Genomic DNA, 21,364 nt, shown 5'->3' on the forward strand with positions numbered 1-21,364 from the left:
TTTCCGCCCGGAGCCTCTTGAGCGTTGGTGGTGAGTAATGGCAGAAAGCGGTGAACTGATCGGGCAGCGGCAGCGGCGTCGGGGTTGAGCAGGTGGTCGAGTGAATGGACACGACTGAATGTCCACGACGCCGGCACACTGCACCAGAAGATCCCATCACCCCGGGCCAGGGCAAGGCGCTGTCCGGGAACGTACGCGAGAGCTATCTGCGGGCACCGTGGTGGACACCGAGGCCGGCGCATCCGGCGGGGAAAGCTGAGCGCTCCCCGAAGCACCGCGACGTCGAACCCCCGGACGCGAAGAAGCCTTGACCGTGATCTGCCCCACAGCTACATTAGTTTCACGGCACGAAAGATTTTTTCCGAGATGCGGAATTTTAATTCCATGGCGCCACCCGTACAAGGGTGGTGCTCCGCATCCGCAGCACCAGTTCCCGTCCACACCCGCAACGCCCTTTCCGCCACTCGGAGGTCTGCATTATGTCCCACCAACACGGTCCCGACGAGCACGGGCACCCGAATCTGATTGACCCGGAGCCGTGGGGCACCGGTGACCCCGCGGTCGAGGAGATCGTGAGGGGAGGGCCAGCCACGCGGGTCCAGGTGCCCGCGGGCGTGAGCCGCCGACTCTACAACGAGGACCTGGCGCCCACCACGCGCAAGGGCCGCACCTGGCACGCCTACAGCATCTTCACGCTCTGGGCGAATGACGTGCACTCGCTGGGCAACTACGTGTTCGCCATCGGACTGTTCGCCCTGGGATTGGGCGCCTGCAGATCATGCTCGCCTTCCTGCTCGGCGCCGTCCTGCTGTTCCTTCTCCTGAACCTCTCGGGGTTCATGGGCGAGCGGACGGGCGTGCCGTTCCCGGTCATGAGCAGGATCGCGTTCGGCATCCGGGGCTCCAATATCCCAGCCATCATCCGCGGCGCTGTGGCCGTGGCATGGTTCGGCATTCAGACCTATCTGGCCTCGGTGGTGCTCCGGGTGCTCATCTTGGCCCTCGCGCCGTCCCTGGCGCCGCTCGATACAGACTCGTTCCTCGGACTCTCGACTCTGGGCTGGATCTCGTTCGTTGCGCTGTGGGCGATGCAGACGGTGATCGTGAGCTTCGGCATGGAGATGATCCGCAAGTACGAGGCCTTCGCCGGCCCCATAATCCTGGTCACCATGCTCGCGCTGGCCGTCTGGATGTTGGTGGAGGCCGGCGGGACCATCGCCTGGTCCACCGCCGACTCGCTGACCGGCCCAGTGATGTGGGTGCGGATTTTCCAGTCCGCGGCGCTATGGGTCGTCGTCTACGGGACGTTCGTGCTGAACTTCTGCGACTTCACCCGGGGCGCGCCCTCGGAGCGGTCGGTGGTACGCGGCAACTTCTTCGGCATCCCCATCAACATGCTCTTCTTCGCCGCCATCGTGATCGTCCTCGCCGGCGCCCAGTACAAGATCGACGGAACAGTCATCGAGTCGCCCACCGACATCGTCAACGCCATCCCGAATACGTTCCTGCTGGTGCTTGCCTGCCTGGCTCTGATCATCCTGACGGTGGCCGTGAACCTCATGGCCAACTTCGTGGCTCCCATCTACACACTGGCCCACCTTTTCCCGCGGACCCTGACCTTCCGCCGCGCAGCCATTATCTCCGCGTTGATCGGCCTAGTGATCCTGCCGTGGAACCTGTACAACTCGCCCGTGGTCATCGTCTACTTCCTCGGCGGGCTGGGCGCCCTCCTGGGGCCACTGTTCGGCGTGATAATGGCCGACTACTGGCTGGTCCGGAAGGGCCGGGTCAACATTCCGGATTTGTACTCGGACTCCCCCGACGGGGAGTATGCCTACACCCGTGGCGTCAACCGGAAGGCTGTCATCGCGGGTACACCGGCCGCGATCGTCGCCCTGGTGCTGGCTCTCGTCCCTGCGTTCACCTACATTTCCGGCTTCTCCTGGTTCGTCGGCGCGATCCTGGCCGCCGTCACCTACCTTCTGATCATGGATCGCCACGCGCCGTTCCACGCCGTCGACGGCGAGGAGATCGCTGTCGCCCCGAAGCACTGACCGGCCCCACAAGGGCAAGAGCCCCAACGAAGGAGTTCCAATGCTTCAGGTATTGACCTCGCGGTTCCTGTTCGGTCCGGGACCGAGCAACTGCTACCCCGAAGTGACCGCCGCATTGGCGCATCCGGTGATTGGGCACCTGGATCCGGTCTTCATTGAACGGCTCGATAGCACCTGCGAGGGCCTCCGCACGGTCTGGGGGACTCAGAATGCCCGCACTCTGCCATTGAGCGTCACCGGTTCCGGCGGCATGGAAGCGGCTTTTGTGAACACCGTGGACGACGGCGATGTGGCAGTGATCGCCGTCAACGGCCTCTTCGGTGAGCGCATGTGTGACGTGGCCCGCCGCTGCGGCGCCACTGTGGTTCGTGTAGACCACGAATGGGGCACGCCCATCGACGTCGAACGCGTCCTGGCGACCCACCCGCGGCCGAAGGTGATTGCGGCCGTCCACGCTGAAACGTCGACTGGCGTGCTGTCCGACGTCGCGTCGCTCGGGCAGAACAAGGGTGATGCGCTGTTAATTGTCGACGCCGTGACATCCATCGGCGGCCTGGAACTCCTGGCAGACGACTGGGGAATCGACGTCGGCTATGCCGGCACCCAGAAATGCCTCGGCGTGCCACCGGGGCTGTCGCCCTTCACCATGTCGGGTAGGGCCTTCGAGCGAAGGATCAAGAATCCCCGCTCCTGGTACCTGGACGTCGGACTGCTCGGCGGTTACGTCGGGGCCGCCAGCGGCAGCGGCAGAACCTACCATCACACGCCGCCGGTCACCATGATCGCCGGTCTCGAGGCGGGCTTGCAAAGAATCCTGGCCGAGGGACTGGACGCGGTCCAGGCGCGCCACCGCGCGGCAGGGGCCGCGTTGCAGGCGGGGCTCCAGGAGATGGGACTTGAGCTGTTCGCGGCCGAGGGCCACCGGCTGCCCAGCCTCACCACTGTCAAGGTCCCGGACGGTGTCGACTCCGCGGCCGTGCGCCGCCATCTTCTGGAGCACTTCAGCATCGAGATTGGCTCAGGGGCGGGCAAGTATGCTTCCAGCATCTGGCGGATCGGAATGATGGGACCCAACGCAAACGCCGCATCAGTGACTCTGGCGCTGGGGGCCCTCAAGGAAGCCATCGCCTCTGCCTAGCCACAGACTCTGCAGTATCAGGGCCGCTTCCAGCCGTATTCGTTCTCCGGGCGGCCGGGGGTGCCATAGCGCGGGGCGCGGGTGAGGGTGCCGGCGTCGGCCAGGTATTCGAGGTAGCGGCGGGCGGTCACCCGGGACATGCCAAGCGCCGCCATGACCTCTGTGGCCGAAACGGATCCCGAATGCTGTTTCAGGTACTCCTTGACGGAGTCGAGCGTGGAGACGGACAGGCCTTTCGGCAGAGGCAATTCCGACGGCGCCCGGAGGCTCGCGAACGCCTGGTCCACATCGCTCTGGGAAGCCCCGGTCCTGCCCGCCCCGGACTCCGGGGAGGCCAACTGCTGCCGGAACAACCGGTAGCTGGAGAGCTTGTCTTCGAACGTGGCAAAGGTGAAGGGCTTGATCAGGTACTGGACCACGCCGATGGCCACGGCGCTCCGGACAATCGCCACTTCCCGGACCGCGGTGATGGCAATAATGTCCGCCAGGATTCCTGCCGCACGCATCCGCCGGGCAATGTCCAGCCCATGCAGGTCCGGAAGGTTCATGTCGAGCAGGACCAGTTCCACCGGCTCGCCGGCAGCCGCGAGCTCCCCCAGCAGCCTGAGCGCGGACTGGCCGTCAGGGGCCATCCCGGCCAGCATAAATCCTGCCATCCTGCCCACGTAGGCCGCGTGCGCGGCCGACGCCACCGGCTCGTCTTCCACAACGAGGACGCGGATATCGCTCACTGGAACTGCTCCTCTTTGTCGGTTCCGGCGGCCATGGCCGGCAGGAAGACCTGGAAGCGTGCGCCGTCCTTGCCGGTGATGGTCATGGTACCGCCCAGGCGCTGCACAGCCTGGCGGACGAGGGCCAGGCCAATGCCGCGTCCGAACGGACCGGACGCCTTGGTGCTGAAGCCATGCCGGAAAATATCCTCCACGGCGGCGGGGTCCACGCCGGAGCCGGAATCCTCCACCGTGATGTCCAGGCCCTCGGCGTCGGACTCCACGGTCAGCTCCACCGTCCTCGGAACCGCGCCATCCGCGGCGGCGTCGATCGCGTTGTCCAGGAGGTTTCCCAGAATGGTGACAAGGTCCTGGACGGCCAGGCCCGCAACGGACGCAGACCCCTCGGCGGAGAGCGTCAGCTTCACCCCGCGCTCATTCGCTTCGGCCGCCTTACCCATGATCAGGGCGCTGAGGACCGGCTCGTCCACGGAGCTCACCATCTCGTCGGTCAACTGCTGGCTCAGTTCGAGGTCCTTCGTGGCGAACTCCAAGGCCTCCCGGGTTCGCCCCAGCTCCAGCAGGGAAACCATGGTGTGCAGCCGGTTGGCGTGCTCGTGGGTCTGGGCACGGAGGGCGTCGGACAGCGTCCGCATTGTTTCCAGTTCACTGCCCAGCGATTCGATCTCCGTCCGGTCCCGGATGGTGGCCACGGTGCCGAACACCGCCGGCCGGCGGAGGCCGGGGGAGTCGGGACCCACGGCCGGGCCCTGGTTCACCACCACAATCCGCGGACCCGTCAGATGGATTTCATCGTGGGCCGTGCGGCCGGATTCAAAGAGTTCCTTCAGGCTCTCGGCAAGAGGCAGGTCTGACAGCAGGGGTGGCCGCAACTGGTCGTCGCCTGAACCGCGGTGCTCCAGTCCCAGCAACTCGGCTGCATGGTCGTTGTACATGACCACCCGGCCCTTTGTGTCGATCAGGATGAGCCCCTCGCGGACGGAGTGCAGTACTGATTCGTAATAGGCGAACAGCTGTGCCAGCTGTTCCGGGCCCCACCCCCTGGTGACACCGCGCAGGTAGCGTCCCAGTAACCAGGCTGCGAGTGACCCCCCGAAGAGCATGGCCAGAACAATGATCACTACAGCGGGCAGCCTTCCCAAAACGTCACCGTCGACGGACCCTACGGTGACGCCCGCAGCCACAAGCCCTCGCACTGTTCCCCCACTGTCGAGCAACGGGACGATGGTGCGCACGGAGGGGCCGAGGGTTCCGGAAACTATTTCAGTCTCAGGACGCCCCTTAAGGGCAGCGTCGATGGAGCCGATGTAGGGCTTCCCTAGCTCCTGATCGTTCGGGTGCGTCCAGCGGGTCCTGTCCGGCGCCATGATCGTGACAAAGTCCGCGCCGGCACCTTCCATGACGTCTTTCGCGTAAGGCTGGAGGATTGATGACGGATCGGTAGACTCGATCGCCTCCAGTACAAGGGGGTTCGTGGCCACGGCTGCCGCAATGCCGCGCATCCGAAGTCCGGCCTCGGTGTAAGTGCGGTCCCGGGCGTCGAGGTACGATGCCGTTCCGACGAGCATCGTCAGAGCCAGCGTGAACAGCAGGTGTGTGACCAAAAACCTCTTGGCAAGACTCCATTTGTGGATCATCGGCACCTTCCATGACCAATATGAACGCAACGGTGAGCTATGTCACGGTGTGCCTAATGATGGATATCACACCGGACCGACGCTATGGGCCAGAGACTGCGCCGCAGCGTCTACCAGATTATCCATAAGGAGACACATCATGGCTTCTCAACGAGGAGAGTCAGCAGCGCCTGCAAAGGCCGCCCGCAAGGGGCTGGACAAATCCCATTACCTTTACATCGCCGTCATTGTCGCCGTGATCGCGGGCGCCGTCGTCGGCCTCCTGTTTCCCGAGGTCGGCAAATCGCTGAAACCGCTCGGCGACGGCTTCATCAAGCTCATCAAGATGATGATCGCGCCGATCATCTTCTGCACCATCGTCCTGGGCATTGGCTCCATAGCCAAGGCAGCCACCGTAGGCAAGGTGGGCGGCCTGGCCTTGGGCTACTTTATGGTTATGTCCACGTTCGCGCTGGGCATCGGCCTTGTGGTAGGCAACCTGATCCACCCGGGTGAAGGTTTGAAGCTGGCGGCGTACGACCCCAGTAAGAAGGCAGAAGTAGACAGCACCGTTGCCTTCCTCCTGGGCATCATTCCGGGCGACATTCCCGTTCTGCCAACACTCTTCGCTGCCATCCTCGTAGGCTTCGCCCTCCAGAAGATGGGTGCGCAGGGCGCTCCTGTCCTGAAGGCCATCGGCCACGGCCAGGTAGTGGTGTTCAGGATCCTGATCATGATCATGTGGCTTGCTCCGGTGGGCGCCTTCGGTGCCATCGCCGCCGTCGTCGGTGCCACTGGTGTCGCGGCAATCGTGAGCATGGCCACCCTCATGGTGGCCTTCTACATCACCTGCGCCCTCTTCATAGTCGTGATCCTCGGCGGTCTGCTCCAGGTGGTGACCGGCGTGAACATCTTCAAGCTGATGAAGTACCTGGCCCGCGAATACCTCCTGATCTTCTCCACCTCCTCCTCCGAGGCCGCACTGCCCCGTCTGATCGCCAAGATGGAGCACCTGGGCGTGTCCAAGCCGGTCGTCGGCGTCACCGTGCCCACCGGTTACTCCTTCAACCTCGACGGCACGGCCATCTACCTGACCATGGCATCGCTGTTCGTGGCCAACGCCATGGGAACCCCTCTGGATCTCGGCGCCCAGGTATCCCTGCTCATCTTCATGATCATCGCCTCGAAGGGTGCAGCCGGTGTCACAGGTGCAGGCCTCGCCACACTGGCCGCTGGCCTCCAGGCACACAAGCCCGAGCTCCTCGGCGGCGTAGGCATGATCGTCGGGATCGACCGCTTCATGTCCGAAGCCCGCGCATTGACCAACTTCACGGGCAACGCTGTGGCCACGCTCCTGATCGGGACCTGGGTCAAGGAGATCGACGGCGAGCAGGTCCAGCGCGTCCTGTCCGGCGAAGAGCCCTTCGACGAGCAGACCATGATCGCCGGCCACCACGAGGTACACGAAACCCCGGCGCAGCCGGTGCAGCCAGTTCCGGCAAACGCCTAGTCCATAGAGGACAAGTCCTTAAGGGACAAGCGCCAGGCGCGGAAAACCGCCCGCACAGACAACCTGTGCGGGCGGTTTTGCGTCGGGACTGGTCAACCTTCGACCTCAGGTAAAAGGTCAAGGCTCAAACACCATCAAAAGTCAAGTTCCACAGAATGCCGTGTCGGGCGTTGTAGCCTTGGGTGGAAACAAGCATGGGCGCTGGTCAGTCAGCGGCAGAACAATGACCGTCATCGAAAGTGTGGAGAGATACGTGAGCAGCGAACAGGGTTCAGCAACTCTGGAAGGCACGGAACTCGATCTGGAAGACGCCGTGATGGGTCCCACAGGGCGCCCCTACCGTGAATTTCCGGAGCCCGCGCCGCTGCAGTCCCATGGTCCGGCCCGCGTCATCGCCATGGTCAACCAAAAAGGCGGCGTAGGTAAGACCACATCCACCATCAACCTTGCAGCAGCGCTGGCCGAGTACGGCCGCCGTGTCCTCCTGGTTGACTTTGATCCCCAGGGTGCCCTGTCAGCAGGCCTGGGGATCAACCCGCACGAGCTTGATCTCACCATCTACAACGTCCTCATGGACCGCAAGGTGGACATCCGCGACGCCATCCACCAGACCGGCGTCGAAAACGTGGACCTGCTGCCAGCCAACATCGACCTCTCCGCCGCAGAAGTGCAGCTGGTCAATGAAGTCGCCCGTGAGCAGGTCCTGGACAGGGCGCTGAAAAAAGTCGAAGACGATTACGACGTCGTCCTGATTGACTGCCAGCCCTCCCTGGGCCTGCTGACGGTCAACGCCCTGACCGCCGCCCACGGCGTGATCATCCCGCTGATCTGCGAGTTTTTCGCACTCCGTGCGGTAGCCCTGCTGGTGGAAACCATCGACAAGGTCCAGGACAGGCTGAACCCCGGACTGCAGGTTGATGGTGTCCTGGCCACCATGTACGACGCCCGTACGCTCCACAGCCGCGAAGTCATCACCCGCCTGGTGGAAGCCTTCGGCGACAAAGTCTTCGAGACCGTCATCAAACGCTCCATCAAGTTCGCGGACGCCACCGTCGCGGCCGAACCGATCACCAGCTACGCAGGCAGCCACATCGGCGCCGATGCCTACCGCCGCCTGGCCAAAGAGCTGATTTCGCGCGGCGGCGCACCCTAAAGACGCCGTGGCCGAGTCCAAACCCGGCTTTGAGGTGCGGCTTGCCAACTTCACCGGCCCGTTCGACCTCCTGCTGGGCCTGATCGCCAAGCACCAGCTGGACATTACCGAGGTGGCCATTGCCACCGTCACTGATGAGTTCATCAAGTACATCAGGAAGCTCCAGAAGCTCGGCGAGGAATGGGCGCTGGATGAAGCCAGCGAATTCCTGGTCATCGCCGCCACACTCCTGGATCTCAAGGCGGCAAGGCTCCTGCCCGCCGGTGAAGTCGAGGACGATGAGGACATCGCCCTGCTGGAAGCGCGGGACCTCCTTTTTGCGAGGCTCCTCCAATACAAGGCGTTCAAACAGGTGGCAGCCCTGATGGCCGGAACCCTGGAACACGAAGCCAGCCGGTTTCCGCGTCAGGTTGCCTTGGAGGAGCACTTTGCCGCCATGCTCCCGGAACTTGTGTGGAAGCACACGCCGGACCAGTTCGCCCGCCTGGCCGAGGCCGCCCTGAAGGCCAAGACGCCGCGGCCCACCGAGGTGGGCCTTGCCCACCTGCACGGCAGTGCCGTCAGCGTGAAGGAACAGGCCGAGATCCTGGGGCTCCGGCTCCAGCTGGGGAAGCCCCTGTCTTTCCGTGCGCTGATCGCCGACGCCGATTCCACGCTCGTGGTGGTGGCCAGGTTCCTGGCATTGCTGGAGATGTTCCGGGACAGGGCAGTCTCCTTCGACCAGGTGTCGCCCCTGGGGGATCTCACCGTGCACTGGACGGTGGACGGCCGGGACTGGTCAACAGAAAACCTAAGCGAAGAATACGAGGAACTGTCGTGAGCCAAGAACTTCCGGAGCCTGGGGCGGAGCCGGGCATGGACGGCCGGGATCTTCCCGGCGGTGCAAAGGCTGCACTTGAGGCGGTCCTGATGGTCCTGGACCAACCGGCCAGCGCTACTGAGTTGGCAGCCGGGCTTAACCTGACCGTCGCCGTCGTCGAGCAGTTACTGGCGGAACTGCAGCGGGAGTATAGCGGCTATACTGTTAAAGCCCCGGACATGGACGATGCCAGCGATGCTGGTTTCAGCGCCAGCCCCCGGGGTTTCGAATTGCGGAACATCGCCGGTGGCTGGCGGATCTACTCCCGCGCAGACTTCGCCGAGATCGTCGGACGGTTTGTGCTTGAGGGTCAGACGGCCAGGCTCACGCAGGCGGCCTTGGAAACACTGGCTGTCATCGCGTACCGCCAGCCTGTCTCCAGGGCCAGGGTGTCTGCAATTCGAGGAGTCAATGTCGATTCTGTCGTACGGACATTGACCCAGCGCGGGCTGATCGAAGATTCGGGACACGATCCTGAGTCGGGAGCCATCCTCTACCGGACCACGTCGTATTTCCTGGAACGGATGGGAATCGGCTCCGCAGCGGAACTGCCCCAGCTCTCACCCCATCTTCCGGGGCTTGAGGGCATCGCGGAGTTCTACGACGCCGACAGAATGTAGGCGGGAAATCCCGCGTGCGCACACGAATATTCATAAGGGCAGATAATTTCTGCATGGCTGGCTAGGGTTGTTCTTGGACAACCAGCGGGCCAAATAACGAAGGACGGGTCATGACACAGGCGGGACGCCAGGGTTCACCACGTAACAGTTCGGGACGCAACAGTTCAGAACGCAATGCCGGACAGGGCGGCGCCAGCCGCAATCCAGCGGCCAGCCGTAATCCGGCGCAGGGCGGCGCAAGCCGGAACCCTGCTCAGGGCGGCAGCGGCCGCCCCAGCGCGGCGGGCGGCGGATTCCGCGCCGGCGCCGGCAAGCGCAACGCCGGATTCGGCGGCGGCGACCGGCCGTACAAGGCCCCGAGGCCGCGCGAAGAGCCATTCGTGGATCCCGGCGACGCCCCGGCGTCGCCACCGGCCGGGCGCGGTGCCTCCGACCGGAAGCCAGCCGCCAGCCCATCGGCGCGCAAGCCGGCTGCCCGCAAACCGGGCGCCAGCAAGGCTCCCGGCACCCCCGGCGCGCTCAAGCCCAAGCCGCGCACCGGCAGGCCCGGGGCGGCGGCGTCACGCGCCTTCGGCAGCGAACGGTTTGGCCAGAACCTTGGCCCCGTGCGGAAGCCTGCCCGCAAGCGTGGACCCCGCGGTGACGTTCCGCAGTCGGAAATGCACGACGCCGACGGCACGCGCCTGCAGAAAGTCATGGCCCAGGCCGGCGTGGCTTCGCGCCGCGTCTGCGAAGAGATGATCTCCGAAGGCCGGGTAGAAGTTGACGGCCAGGTTGTCACTGAGCTTGGTGTCCGCGTGGACCCCAAGACAGCAGTCATCCACGTTGATGGCCTGCGCATCCAGCTGGATGAAAACCTCGTGTACATGGTCTTCAACAAGCCCAAGGGCGTGGTGTCCACCATGGAGGACCCCGATGGCCGTCCTTGCATCAGCGATTTTGTGCGGAAGACCCACCAGGGCGAACGCCTGTTCCACGTGGGCCGGCTGGACGTCGCCACCGAAGGTCTGCTGCTGCTGACGAACGACGGCGAACTGGCCAACCGGCTGACCCACCCGTCCTACGAGGTCCCCAAGACCTACCTGGTCCAGGTCCGCGGCCCGTTCCCGCAGGGAGTTGGCGCGCAGCTCCGGGAAGGTGTGGAACTCGAGGATGGCTTTGCCTCCGTTGACTCCTTCAAGCTGGTGGACTCCACTCCGGGCCACGTGCTGATCGAAGTGGTCCTGCACTCGGGCAAGAACCGGATTGTCCGTCGCCTGTTCGACGCCGTCGGGTTCCCGGTCCTGCGGCTGGTGCGCGTCAAGGTGGGTCCCATTGGGCTGGGCGACCAGCGCCAGGGCAGCATCCGCAACCTTGGCAAGCAGGAAGTCGGCCACCTGCTGGCATCCGTAGGACTCTGAGGCATGTCCGCATTTCGCTCCCACGGGCGGGGGCACCTCAATGGGCCGGTCGTGGTGATTGGCACCGGCCTGCTCGGTGCCAGCATCGGGCTGGGCCTGCGTGGGCGCGGCGTGCCCGTGTTCCTGTCTGACCCGTCGCCGACCAACCAGGCGGTGGCCGTCGACATCGGTGCCGGCCAGCCCCTGGGCCAGCTCGGGGACGAGGCACCCGAGTTGGTGGTGGTGGCAGCACCGCCGGACGTGACCGCCGACGTCGTGGCCCGTGCGCTTGCCGACTACCCGGATTCCATGGTGGTTGACATCGCCAGCGTCAAGGCCGCCATCCTGGCGGAGTTGGGCGGCCGCGGCGCGGACCTCGCCCGCTATGTGGGGACGCATCCGATGGCAGGGCGCGAAAAGTCCGGGCCGGTTGCGGCCCGCGGCGAGCTCTTCACGTCCATGCCGTGGGTGGTTTGTCCGGGCCCGGAGTCATCCGCGGCTGCCGTGCAGACTGCGCGTTCCCTGGCCACGGACCTGGGAGCTGTGGTTTCCCAGTTCACTCCCGACGAACACGACGAAGCCGTGGCCTTGGTATCGCACCTGCCCCAGATCATGTCCTCCCTGCTGGCCAGCCGGCTGCAGGGGACGCCCCTTCACGCGCTGTCCCTCGCCGGCAACGGCCTGCGGGACGTCACGCGGATCGCCGCCAGCGATCCCACGCTGTGGGTCCAGATCCTGGGCGGCAACGCGGGGAAGGTCGTGGAGATCCTTTACGGAGTCCGCGAGGACCTGAACCGGCTCATCGGCACGCTCGAGGAACCGCTTGCGCCGGGCGCCAGGCTTGACCTGGCCCAGCTGATCAGCGAAGGCAATGCCGGGCAGGCCCGTATTCCGGGCAAGCACGGTGGCCCGCCGCAGGCCTACTCCTGGCTGACGGTCCTCGTGGATGACCGGCCGGGACAGATCGCGCAGCTCCTCACCGAAATCGGTGAGATCGGCGTGAACGTGGAGGACCTTCGGCTGGACCATTCCTCGGGCCAGAACGTGGGCATGGTGGAACTGTCCGTGCTGCCGAACAAGCATGACCATCTGATCGAAGCACTCAACGACCGCGGATGGCGGGTATTGCAGTAATGACACAAGAACTTCTTGACACCCTTCCGGCCTTGCGCGTCGGCAGGCCCCTGGTGGTTGCCATCGACGGGCCGTCAGGCTCCGGCAAGTCCAGCGTGAGCAAGGAAGTGGCCCGCCGGCTGCACCTTGCCTACCTGGACACCGGCGCCATGTACCGGGCCCTGACATGGTTCTGCGTCACCAGCGGAATTGACCTCAGTGACGCCGCCGCCGTGGAGCAGGCGTCCCGGGACCTGGTCCTGGAACTGAGCACCACGCCGCGGGAGGAATACGTCCGCGTGAACGGCGCCGACGTCACGGACGCCATCCGTGAACCGGCAATTTCGTCGGCGGTCAGTGCGGTGGCCACCACCCTGGGTGCCCGGACCGAACTGATCCGCCGGCAGCGTGAGCTCATTGAAAAGCACCACCGCCGCATCGTGGTGGAGGGCCGGGACATCACGACCGTCGTGGCCCCGGGCGCGGAAGTCCGCATGCTACTGACCGCCAGTGAGGAGGCCCGGCTTCGCCGCCGCGGCATCCAGCTGGGCGGCACGCAGAATGCGGAGCAGCTCGCCGCCCAGGTCACCCACCGTGACGCCAAGGATTCCACGGTGGTGAACTTCACCCAGGCTGCCGACGGTGTTGTCACCCTCGATTCTTCCGATCTGGACTTCGCCGAGACCGTGGACGCGGCGCTCGTGATCGTCACGAAGGTGCTTAACCGTGACTGACCGCGGCGTGCGGCTTCCCTCCGGCCTGACTATGACCTGGAGCCGGCCCGTCGGCTGGCTCCTGGACCACGTGGTGTACCGGACGTCCGTCACTGGCCGGGACAACGTGCCTACAGGCGGGCCGGTGATTTTTGCCGGCAACCACATCAGTTTCCTGGACGGGCCGGTGATGTTCGGCGCGTCGCCGCGTCCCATGCACATCCTGGTCAAGAAGGAGATGTTCAAGGGCTTGCTGGGTCGGGTCCTTCGGGCCTCCGGCCAGTTGCCGGTTGACCGCTCCGGGGACCGGGCTGCGCTGCTGCTGGGCAAGAACATGCTCGACGCCGGCCGCTGCATCGGGATTCTTCCGGAAGGAACTCGGGGGAGCGGCCAGGCAACAGACATCAACAACGGGGTGTCCTGGCTGGCGCTGAACTCGGGGGCCCCCGTGGTTCCCGTGGCGATCCTCGGCACCCGGACGGGCAGCGAACACCTCGACACAGTACCCAGGCCAGGGCGGCGGTTCCACGTCAGCTTCGGCAACGCACTGACCCTCAGCCGCAACCCCGGCGAAACGGGCCGTGCTTCAATGGACAGGGCGGGAATGGAAATCCGCGCTGCGCTTGCGGGGCACGTCCAGGAGACCATCCAACACAGTGGGCAGCCTTTGCCCCACGCGGATTTCCGCACGAACTTCACAGCAGTAGCCGGGACGCCGGCAGATGACCACTAAGGAAAGTGCAATGAGCGATACGACTCAAACCTCCAGCCACTCCGGCGCCGGCGAAGATGAATACACGCCCACCGGCACGGACCAGGTGGCCGAGCGGCTGGCCGCCATCGACGACGACGAAGCGGAGATGCGTGCCGCGTCGCTCCGCGCCGGCTTGGACGACTACGAGCTCGACGAGGAAGACGCCGCCCTGCTCAGCGGGAACTACGACGACGAGGACTTCGACGGTCCGGTCAAGCTCGATCCCGTGCTTGCCATCATCGGCCGTCCCAACGTGGGCAAATCCACTCTGGTGAACCGTATCCTGGGCCGCCGCGAAGCCGTGGTTGAGGATACTCCCGGCGTGACGCGGGACCGCGTGATGTACTCGGCACACTGGAACGGGCGCAACTTCACTTTGGTGGACACCGGCGGCTGGGAGCACGATGCGCGCGGCATCCACGCCCGGGTGGCCGAACAGGCGGAAATGGCCGTGGAAATGGCCGACGCCGTGCTCTTCGTCGTCGACTCCGCGGTGGGCGCCACCGCAACGGACGAGGGCGTTATGAAGATGCTCCGCCGCAGCAAGAAGCCGGTCATCATGGTGGCCAACAAGGTGGACGACTTCGCCCAGGAAGCGGACTCCGCCACCCTGTGGGGCCTCGGCTTCGGCGAGCCATACCCCGTCTCGGCCCTGCACGGACGCGGCGTGGCCGACCTCCTGGACCACGTGATGGACACCCTGCCGGAGTTCTCCACCATTGAGGGCCTGGAACGCTCGGGCGGACCCCGCCGCATCGCACTGATCGGCCGCCCGAACGTGGGCAAGTCATCACTGCTGAACAAGCTGGCAGGGTCCGAACGTGTCGTCGTGGACAACACCGCCGGCACCACGCGTGATCCGGTGGATGAGTTCATTGAACTCGGCGACCGCACGTGGCGCTTTGTGGACACGGCAGGCATCCGCCGCCGCCAGCACATGGCGCAGGGCGCCGACTACTACGCCTCCCTCCGTACGCAGGCGGCGCTCGAAAAGGCGGAGGTCGCCGTCGTGCTTCTCGCGGTGGATGAGGTCCTCAGCGAGCAGGACGTCCGCATCCTGCAGCTCGCCATCGAGTCGGGCCGCGCCCTGGTGCTGGCCTTCAACAAGTGGGATCTGCTCGACGACGAACGCCGCACCTACCTGGAGCGCGAAATCGAGCAGGACCTGGCCCACGTGGCCTGGGCGCCCCGGGTCAACATCTCCGCCCTGACGGGCTGGCACAAGGACCGCCTGGTTCCCGCCCTGGACCTGGCCCTGGAGAACTGGGACAGGCGCATTCCCACCGGCAAGCTCAATGCCTTCCTCGGCGAGCTTGTGGCGGCGCACCCGCACCCGGTCCGCGGCGGAAAGCAACCGCGCATCCTGTACGGCACGCAGGCGTCCAGCCGGCCGCCGAAGTTTGTGCTGTTCACCACCGGATTCCTGGACCCGGGCTACCGCCGCTTCATCACACGCAGGCTCCGCGAAACGTTCGGTTTCGAGGGCACGCCCATCGAGGTCAACATGCGCGTCCGCGAAAAGCGCGGCAAGAAGCGTTAATTAGGACACACCGGGGGCGTGCAGGCGGCAAAGTGTCACTTGCACCCTCCGGAATCGTGTAAGCTTTTCAAGGTGGTTCGGCCGGACTGCTGAGTTGAAATCCTGGCTAGCATCGGGAGTAAACGCAGCGGAGAACGGCGGAACTAACGGGCTGTAGCGCAGCTTGGTAGCGCACTTGACTGGGGGTCAAGGGGTCGCAGGTTCAAATCCTGTCAGCCCGACCAAAACAGAAGCGTCCCGGAGAATTGTCTCCGGGACGCTTCTGTTTTTGTGCCGTCCTTTTCGGATGTTTCGCGGCCTGGCTTATTTCAGGAACTTCGACGTCCTGCGGTCCGCCAGAATCTTTCCCTTGCTCTGACACGTGGGACAGTACTGCAGGGAAGTATCCGCGAAAGACACCTCCCGGACTGTGTCACCACACACCGGGCAAGCCTCGCCGGTGCGTGCATGGACCCGCATGTGGCTGCGTTTGACGTCCTTGAGCTCGCTGGGCGGCTTGCCCTCGGCTTCGGCCAGGGCTGTTCCGAGCACGCTGTGGATGGCGTCATAAAGCACCTGCACCGTGCCACGGTCCAAGGACTTGGCGGTGGCAAAGGGGGAGATCCTCGCAGCATGCAGGATCTCGTCGCTGTAGGCGTTCCCGATCCCCGCGATCACGCTCTGGCTCCGCAGGACGCCCTTGATCTGCTGGGAAGTGGAGCCGAGAATTTCCGCCAGCATGTCGGCGTCGAACGCTGCGCTGAACGGGTCCGGCCCGAGCGCCGCGACGCCCGGCACATCCTGGGGGTCGCGCACCACGTACACGGCAAGGCTCTTTTTGGTCCCCGCCTCGGTGAGATCCATGCCATGGGCACCGTCCGGCCCGGTGAACGCCAGCCGGGCGGCGATGTGGCCTTTTCCCATCCGGAGCTGGGTGTCTGTGGGCGAGTCCGTGAAGCGGACCCAGCCCGCCCGGGCGAGGTGGAAGACAAACGACGGCCCGTCGGTGTCAATGCTGACAAACTTTCCAAACCGCCGCACGCCGGCGACCGTGCAGTTCTCCAGCGCTGTGAACGGCGGATCCGCTGTCTTCAGCACGGCAAAGGAAACGATCTGGACCTTCCGCACCACCGCTCCGCGCAGGTGCTCGTCCAGGAAACCGGCCAGGCCTGCAACCTCGGGAAGCTCCGGCATGGTTTACCTGTGGTCAGCCTGGCTGTCGGGTGCGGCCGGCGCCTCAGGAACAGCTGACGCCTCGGGACCGGGTGAGCTGGCGGCGGAGTCCTTGGCTGCCTTCGCAGCCAGGGAACGCTCGGCACCTGCCTTCTTGAGCACCTTCATCTTTTTGCCGCGCTGCCGCCAGACCCTCCACAGGATCAGGCCAACCACAAAGATCACGGCGGCGGCGATGGCTGAGATCTGTGTCCACAGCGGGAACCAGGTTGCCTCTGTGCCAAGGATCCGCTGTCCGTTGTGGGCGGCCTGCGAGCTGCCGAACATGATCCCGGCGGTCAGCAGATTCGGGGACGCGAGAGCCGCAGCTGCGACGAGGATGGTCAGCTTCCAGGGCCAGCTTACGGATTTGCGTGTGGCCTGCCAGGCCACCAGGAGGGGGACGAACGTGAAAACAAACCCGTAAAACATCCCCACCAGGATGCCCGCCCCGAGATTGCCCTGGACCTGGTTGCGGATAACATTCGCCCACCAGACCGGGAGGATGGCCGCTAAGGCAAAGTAAGCGATTGTGAGGACCACCAACGCCACCGCAACGAGGATGATCCGTGCAGCCCAGTTCGCCTTTTTCGCGGGCGATTCTTGTGCATGTGATCTCATGAGTCTCATCATGTCAGAATCCTCCTCGAACGCCCGTGGAGTTGTGCCTATACTTTCAGCGGCGGCTTGTTTTCCAGGCCCCGTTGACATTGGTGATTGACCCGATGAAAGGCCCCTGATGAGCAACATTCCCGAAGACCTGTCCTACACCGCCGAGCACGAGTGGGTATCCGCACCGAGCGCCGACGGCGTGGTCCGGGTGGGCATCACCGACTTCGCGCAGGACGCACTCGGAGATGTTGTCTATGCCCAGATGCCGGAAGCCGGCACCAAAGTCACCGCAAACGAAGTCGTGGGCGAGGTCGAATCCACCAAGAGTGTCAGTGACATCTATGCTCCGGTCAGCGGCGAAGTCGTGTCACGCAACGAATCCCTCGATACCGATTCGGCGTTGATCAACTCCGATCCGTACGGCGACGGCTGGCTGATCGAGATCCGGCTGGCAGAAGCGGACGCTGTGGAATCGTTGCTCAGTGCATCCGAGTACGAACAGCAGGTAGGCTTAAGCTAACGGGTTCATCCAGTCCGGCCAACGGGCGTCTTCGCACGTCAGTGGCCGGATCGGGGCCCGGCATCGGATCCGCGAGGCGGATCCGTCAGGGCAAAAGTTGATTGCAGGCGTGAGAGCTGCAACGAAAGAGGAGGAATCCATGGTTGGCCACGAACAGGACCCTGCCGAAGGCGAGCACGGCACAGGTGCGGCCAGGGCTTCGGAGACCACCTCGATCCATCTCACCCCCGTCTCCGACGAACCCACCATCGCCCCCAAGCTGTCCACGGACGAGCGTTCATCCGTGGAGGCGCTGCCGGCCGGTTCCGCGCTCCTGGTGGCCCACAGCGGCCCGAACGCGGGTGCCCGCTTCCTGCTTGACACCGACACCACCACGGCCGGCCGTCATCCTGATGCCGACATCTTCCTGGATGACGTCACCGTCTCGCGGCGCCACGTCGAGTTCCGCCGCACTGCGCGGAGCTTTGAAGTGGTGGATACCGGCAGCCTCAACGGCACGTACGTCAACCACGACCGCGTGGACAGTGTTGAGCTAAAGTCCGGGAACGAAGTCCAGATCGGCAAGTTCCGACTCACCTTCTACCTGAGCCCTGCCCGCGCAGCAGGCCGCGCCTGATCCCGGGACACTTGCCTGTGGCAATGGCACAACCGGAACGCCGGGGGCCCCAAGTTTTGAACATCGGGGAAGTCCTCGCGCAACTCAGCGGCGACTTTCCGGGTATGACCGCGTCGAAAATCAGGTTCCTTGAGGAAAAGGGACTGATTAATCCGCGCCGTACTCCGGCCGGATACCGGCAGTACTCGGACAGTGACGTCGAACGTCTTCGTTTTGTGCTGGCGCTGCAGCGGGACCAGTATCTTCCACTGAAAGTCATTAAGGACTACCTTGATGCGATCGACAGGGGAGAGCGGCCCGAGAACCTGCCACCCGGCGTCGTGGTTTCGCCGCGGATCGTTTCGGATGAATTGGCCGTGGAGCTTCAGAACCGCGGCCGGAAATTCAGTGAGGAACAGCTGCGGACCGAGTCCGGCGCCAGTATTCCGTTACTCCAATCGCTGCTGAGCTTCGGGCTGATCAGCCACAGCAACGGCAAGTTCGACGAGCACGCCCTCCAAGTGGCCCGTGCCTGCGTGCAACTGGAGAGCCACGGCCTTGAGCCGCGCCACCTGCGGCCGTTCCAGGCCGCCGCGGAACGTGAATTCGGACTCGTGGAGCGCGCAGTTGCGCCGCTCGCGTCCAGGCGCGATTCCGCGTCACAGGCGCGGGCTGCTGAAGCGGCCCGCGAAATCAGCGACCTCTGCCTTGTCCTGCACCGGGCACTGGTCCAGGACCGTATCTCACGTATGGACATCTGATGATCGAAGTGGAGATCGTAGGCGTTCGTATCGAACTGCCGTCCAACCAGCCGCTCGTCCTGCTGCGCGAGATCCACGGCGAACGGCACGTGCCCATCTGGATCGGGACTCCAGAGGCAAGTGCCATCGCCCTGGCCCAGCAAGGGGTAGTGCCTCCGCGCCCGATGACCCACGACCTCCTGGTGGACGTGGTGGAGTCCCTGGGCCATTCGGTTGTCAGCGTCAACATTGTGGCCGTTGAGGACAACATCTTTTATGGCCAGCTCCAGTTCGAGAACGGCACCACCGTCAGCTCGCGGGCATCCGACGCCCTCGCGATCGCGTTGCGAGCCAAATGCCGCATCTGGTGTGCCGACTCGGTAATGGATGAAGCCGGAGTCCGCATTACCGAGCATGACGATGGGGAGGACACTGACCCGGGCCCCACCGTGGACGAGGAGCGCGAACTGCGGCGCTTCCGTGAGTTCCTGGACGATGTGGAGCCCGAAGACTTCGACGGCTGAGGTCACGTTAAGGTTAAAGTTGAGCCTGAAAGTTCCGACACGCCTGCGCCAAGCGGCCTAGATCTTTGACCTTGGGGCGCAGCGGGCCTAACGTCGAAGGTATCAAGCTCCCATTGCTTACAGCAGCCGCGCAAGTCACACTGTAAAAGTACGACCCCCGCGAAATTACATGCATGAACTTCATGTGTGAACCGGCTGATGCAGTGGTCCCCGGGAGCTTATGACAAGGAGGATCCAGGTGAGTCCCAAAGGCGAAGCAGGCGGGCTGAAGCAGCCCACAACGGCTGGTGTGGCTGTGCCCGCGAGCGGTGCCCAGGGCCTCCTGTTTACCGAAGACCTTCCCGTCCTGGACGAGGACGCCGGCTACCGCGGCCCCACGGCCTGCAAGGCGGCCGGCATCACGTACCGCCAGCTGGACTACTGGGCTCGCACCGGGCTGGTTGAGCCCGCAGTCCGCGGCGCCGCAGGCTCCGGCTCGCAGCGACTCTACGGCTTCCGGGACATTCTCGTCCTCAAGGTAGTCAAGCGGCTTCTGGACACCGGTGTTTCCCTTCAGCAGATCCGCACGGCAGTGGAACATCTGCGCGAACGCGGCGTGGAGGATCTGGCACAGATCACGCTCATGAGCGACGGCGCGAGCGTCTACGAATGCACCTCCGCAGACGAGGTCATCGATCTTGTACAGGGTGGACAAGGCGTTTTCGGCATCGCCGTGGGCCGGGTCTGGCGCGAAGTCGAGGGCAGCCTGGCTTCCCTGCCGAGCGAACACGCCGCCGAACAGTCCTTTCCCGACGACGAGCTGAGCAAGCGGCGCGCTGGCCGCAAGATCGGCTGACAACAGGCTGGCACAACACCAACAAGAAGAGGCCACCCCCGGCGGGGATGGCCTCTTGTCGTTGTCTGCGGAACCTTTGGCTGCAGCGGGGCTGCAGCCAAAGGGTTAACGCTGGGTTCGGTTTCGCAGGCCGCTTCCGGCCGCCAGGAGGTTGACAAGGAGGGCGTCGAACAACGCAGCAGATGTCTTCGCGGATTCGCCGGGCCAGTGGTGCACCGGGTGGGCCGCGCCCTGGATCTGCTGCCAGTTCGCCTGTTCGGGGATGCGTGGGCTCAGCAGCAGGTCACCGAACATCGATTCCATTTCCGCGAGGCGGTACGTGTGTTCGGAGGAGCCGGTGCGAACGCGGTTGGCCACAATGCCTGCCGGGGATAGGTTCGGCGCGAATTCCTGCTTGAACAGCTGGATGGCGCGCATGGTCCGTTCCGTCCCAGCCACCGAGAAGAGTCCCGGCTCGGCCACGAGCGCTACTTTGTCACTTGCGGACCAGGCCATCCGGGTCAGCCCGTTCAGCGACGGCGGGCAGTCAATGAGGACCAGCTCGTAGCGGTCGGCGCCAGCCAAGACCGCGGAAAGCCTGCGAAGATCCCTGCGGCCAAGGTCGGGGCGGTCGTAGATGCCGGTGTACGCCGAACCCACGGCGACGTCCAGGACGGCCGGTCCGGATCCGTTGGTATGCGCCCGTGCCGTCCAGGAGCTGCCCGCGACATTGTCCGCGAGCTTGGCCCGGCGGGGGCTCTTGAGCATCCTGCCGATGTCCAGGTGGTCGCCGGCCTGGACACCCAGGGCTGTGGTCGCGTCCGCATGGGGATCGAGGTCCACCACCAGTGTGGGGATGCCTGCGGCAAGCGCCGCAGACGCCAATCCTGTGGTGACGGACGTCTTGCCGACTCCGCCCTTGAGGCTGCTGATGCTGACTACTTGCACTTGTGAGACCAAAACCTAACGCCGGCTGCCGTGTTGGGGGTAATGTTTGCTCCGGCACTGCCGAAGCCAGCGGCTCGAGCCGCCTTACTCATCATATGTGGCTGCGCCGATGAATCCCGCCTTATGGGGACGCGGCATGGCACGGCGATGGTATGGGTGACCGGTTCTGCCAGCCTCCGTTGATGCACGCGGGACATGACGGAGGTTCTGTGACTGTGGCCACAATGATTTGTGTTTGCCA

At 64.6% G+C, this 21,364-nt stretch carries 20 protein-coding genes, 1 tRNA gene and 1 pseudogene; 17 read left to right on the forward strand and 5 right to left on the reverse strand.

The features are described from left to right. Positions 1 to 569: 569 nt before the first annotated feature. Positions 570 to 2,053 (forward strand): annotated as a pseudogene (locus NG698_RS07690) (NCS1 family nucleobase:cation symporter-1). A 40-nt stretch (positions 2,054 to 2,093) separates the two neighbouring features. Beyond that, positions 2,094 to 3,191, forward strand: a complete 1,098-nt coding sequence (locus NG698_RS07695; RefSeq protein WP_252609112.1) for a pyridoxal-phosphate-dependent aminotransferase family protein — start codon at positions 2,094 to 2,096, stop codon at positions 3,189 to 3,191. Positions 3,192 to 3,208: 17 nt separating this feature from the next. Here the strand turns inward: NG698_RS07695 and NG698_RS07700 are convergent, their stop codons facing one another. Continuing rightward, a complete protein-coding gene (locus tag NG698_RS07700) occupies positions 3,209 to 3,922 on the reverse strand; it encodes a response regulator (protein WP_252609114.1) in 714 nt (237 codons plus the stop codon). Next, the gene (locus tag NG698_RS07705) at positions 3,919 to 5,559 is read right to left on the reverse strand and encodes a sensor histidine kinase (protein WP_252609115.1); all 1,641 of its coding nucleotides are present in this window, start codon (positions 5,557 to 5,559) and stop codon (positions 3,919 to 3,921) included. The genes NG698_RS07700 and NG698_RS07705 overlap by 4 nt, the downstream gene beginning before the upstream one ends. A gap of 139 nt (positions 5,560 to 5,698) precedes the next feature. Between NG698_RS07705 and NG698_RS07710 the strand changes: the two genes are divergently transcribed. From NG698_RS07710 to NG698_RS07755, 10 genes are all read left to right on the forward strand, one after another. Next, the gene (locus NG698_RS07710; protein WP_252609117.1) at positions 5,699 to 7,048 is read left to right on the forward strand and encodes a cation:dicarboxylate symporter family transporter; all 1,350 of its coding nucleotides are present in this window, start codon (positions 5,699 to 5,701) and stop codon (positions 7,046 to 7,048) included. Between the two features lie 253 nt (positions 7,049 to 7,301). Next, on the forward strand, positions 7,302 to 8,201 hold the full coding sequence (locus NG698_RS07715; RefSeq protein WP_252569374.1) for a ParA family protein: 900 nt from the start codon (positions 7,302 to 7,304) through the stop codon (positions 8,199 to 8,201). Between the two features lie 7 nt (positions 8,202 to 8,208). Next, the gene (locus NG698_RS07720; protein ID WP_252609118.1) at positions 8,209 to 9,021 is read left to right on the forward strand and encodes a segregation and condensation protein A; all 813 of its coding nucleotides are present in this window, start codon (positions 8,209 to 8,211) and stop codon (positions 9,019 to 9,021) included. 35 nt (positions 9,022 to 9,056) lie between these two features. Then, on the forward strand, positions 9,057 to 9,680 hold the full coding sequence (gene scpB / locus NG698_RS07725; protein ID WP_252609200.1) for an SMC-Scp complex subunit ScpB: 624 nt from the start codon (positions 9,057 to 9,059) through the stop codon (positions 9,678 to 9,680). 110 nt (positions 9,681 to 9,790) lie between these two features. Next, positions 9,791 to 11,080, forward strand: a complete 1,290-nt coding sequence (locus tag NG698_RS07730; RefSeq protein WP_252609120.1) for a pseudouridine synthase — start codon at positions 9,791 to 9,793, stop codon at positions 11,078 to 11,080. Positions 11,081 to 11,083: 3 nt separating this feature from the next. Beyond that, positions 11,084 to 12,193: a prephenate dehydrogenase gene (locus tag NG698_RS07735; RefSeq protein ID WP_252600711.1), complete on the forward strand. Its 1,110-nt coding sequence runs from the start codon at positions 11,084 to 11,086 to the stop codon at positions 12,191 to 12,193. Further along, a complete protein-coding gene (cmk, locus tag NG698_RS07740; RefSeq protein ID WP_252600713.1) occupies positions 12,193 to 12,906 on the forward strand; it encodes a (d)CMP kinase in 714 nt (237 codons plus the stop codon). The genes NG698_RS07735 and cmk overlap by 1 nt, the downstream gene beginning before the upstream one ends. A 31-nt stretch (positions 12,907 to 12,937) precedes the next feature. Then, entirely contained in the window at positions 12,938 to 13,618 is a 681-nt protein-coding gene (locus NG698_RS07745; RefSeq protein WP_252609202.1) for a lysophospholipid acyltransferase family protein, read from the forward strand. A 10-nt stretch (positions 13,619 to 13,628) separates the two neighbouring features. Further along, positions 13,629 to 15,179: a ribosome biogenesis GTPase Der gene (der, locus tag NG698_RS07750; protein ID WP_141140079.1), complete on the forward strand. Its 1,551-nt coding sequence runs from the start codon at positions 13,629 to 13,631 to the stop codon at positions 15,177 to 15,179. A gap of 147 nt (positions 15,180 to 15,326) precedes the next feature. After that, positions 15,327 to 15,403 (forward strand) — tRNA-Pro (locus NG698_RS07755). A gap of 79 nt (positions 15,404 to 15,482) precedes the next feature. Here NG698_RS07755 and NG698_RS07760 read toward each other — a convergent pair. After that, complete coding sequence (locus NG698_RS07760; RefSeq protein ID WP_252600714.1) at positions 15,483 to 16,352, reverse strand: Fpg/Nei family DNA glycosylase; 870 nt, start codon at positions 16,350 to 16,352, stop codon at positions 15,483 to 15,485. A 3-nt stretch (positions 16,353 to 16,355) separates the two neighbouring features. Continuing rightward, complete coding sequence (locus NG698_RS07765) at positions 16,356 to 16,991, reverse strand: hypothetical protein (protein ID WP_252600715.1); 636 nt, start codon at positions 16,989 to 16,991, stop codon at positions 16,356 to 16,358. 118 nt (positions 16,992 to 17,109) lie between these two features. Here NG698_RS07765 and gcvH point away from each other — a divergent pair, with 118 nt between their 5' ends. From gcvH to NG698_RS07790, 5 genes are all read left to right on the forward strand, one after another. Beyond that, entirely contained in the window at positions 17,110 to 17,502 is a 393-nt protein-coding gene (gene gcvH / locus NG698_RS07770) for a glycine cleavage system protein GcvH (protein ID WP_252609122.1), read from the forward strand. A 139-nt stretch (positions 17,503 to 17,641) separates the two neighbouring features. Next, positions 17,642 to 18,118 (forward strand): FHA domain-containing protein, encoded by a 477-nt coding sequence (locus tag NG698_RS07775; RefSeq protein ID WP_141140080.1) that lies wholly within the window; start codon positions 17,642 to 17,644, stop codon positions 18,116 to 18,118. Positions 18,119 to 18,141: 23 nt separating this feature from the next. Next, entirely contained in the window at positions 18,142 to 18,858 is a 717-nt protein-coding gene (gene ftsR / locus NG698_RS07780; protein WP_056342316.1) for a transcriptional regulator FtsR, read from the forward strand. Then, positions 18,858 to 19,361, forward strand: a complete 504-nt coding sequence (locus NG698_RS07785; protein WP_252600717.1) for a bifunctional nuclease family protein — start codon at positions 18,858 to 18,860, stop codon at positions 19,359 to 19,361. Before ftsR ends, NG698_RS07785 begins: the two co-directional genes overlap by 1 nt. A gap of 238 nt (positions 19,362 to 19,599) precedes the next feature. Beyond that, on the forward strand, positions 19,600 to 20,196 hold the full coding sequence (locus tag NG698_RS07790; RefSeq protein WP_252600718.1) for a MerR family transcriptional regulator: 597 nt from the start codon (positions 19,600 to 19,602) through the stop codon (positions 20,194 to 20,196). A gap of 105 nt (positions 20,197 to 20,301) precedes the next feature. Here NG698_RS07790 and NG698_RS07795 read toward each other — a convergent pair whose 3' ends face one another. After that, positions 20,302 to 21,123, reverse strand: coding sequence for a ParA family protein (locus NG698_RS07795; protein ID WP_252600719.1), 822 nt, complete (start codon positions 21,121 to 21,123; stop codon positions 20,302 to 20,304). Between the last annotated feature and the right edge of the window lie 241 nt (positions 21,124 to 21,364).

This window comes from Pseudarthrobacter raffinosi (assembly GCF_023913735.1).
Classification (GTDB): domain Bacteria; phylum Actinomycetota; class Actinomycetes; order Actinomycetales; family Micrococcaceae; genus Arthrobacter; species Arthrobacter raffinosi.

Bases quoted from the DNA above. Each gene is read 5' to 3' on its own strand.
- NG698_RS07775 (WP_141140080.1), top strand. From the start codon at position 17,642: ATGGTTGGCCACGAACAGGACCCTGCCGAAGGCGAGCACGGCACAGGT.
- cmk (WP_252600713.1), top strand. From the start codon at position 12,193: ATGACACAAGAACTTCTTGACACCCTTCCGGCCTTGCGCGTCGGCAGG.
- NG698_RS07695 (WP_252609112.1), top strand. From the start codon at position 2,094: ATGCTTCAGGTATTGACCTCGCGGTTCCTGTTCGGTCCGGGACCGAGC.
- NG698_RS07735 (WP_252600711.1), top strand. From the start codon at position 11,084: ATGTCCGCATTTCGCTCCCACGGGCGGGGGCACCTCAATGGGCCGGTC.
- NG698_RS07765 (WP_252600715.1), bottom strand. From the start codon at position 16,991: ATGAGATCACATGCACAAGAATCGCCCGCGAAAAAGGCGAACTGGGCT.
- NG698_RS07745 (WP_252609202.1), top strand. From the start codon at position 12,938: ATGACCTGGAGCCGGCCCGTCGGCTGGCTCCTGGACCACGTGGTGTAC.
- NG698_RS07730 (WP_252609120.1), top strand. From the start codon at position 9,791: ATGACACAGGCGGGACGCCAGGGTTCACCACGTAACAGTTCGGGACGC.
- gcvH (WP_252609122.1), top strand. From the start codon at position 17,110: ATGAGCAACATTCCCGAAGACCTGTCCTACACCGCCGAGCACGAGTGG.
- NG698_RS07760 (WP_252600714.1), bottom strand. From the start codon at position 16,352: ATGCCGGAGCTTCCCGAGGTTGCAGGCCTGGCCGGTTTCCTGGACGAG.
- NG698_RS07710 (WP_252609117.1), top strand. From the start codon at position 5,699: ATGGCTTCTCAACGAGGAGAGTCAGCAGCGCCTGCAAAGGCCGCCCGC.
- scpB (WP_252609200.1), top strand. From the start codon at position 9,057: ATGGACGGCCGGGATCTTCCCGGCGGTGCAAAGGCTGCACTTGAGGCG.
- NG698_RS07785 (WP_252600717.1), top strand. From the start codon at position 18,858: ATGATCGAAGTGGAGATCGTAGGCGTTCGTATCGAACTGCCGTCCAAC.
- der (WP_141140079.1), top strand. From the start codon at position 13,629: ATGAGCGATACGACTCAAACCTCCAGCCACTCCGGCGCCGGCGAAGAT.
- ftsR (WP_056342316.1), top strand. From the start codon at position 18,142: ATGGCACAACCGGAACGCCGGGGGCCCCAAGTTTTGAACATCGGGGAA.
- NG698_RS07705 (WP_252609115.1), bottom strand. From the start codon at position 5,559: ATGATCCACAAATGGAGTCTTGCCAAGAGGTTTTTGGTCACACACCTG.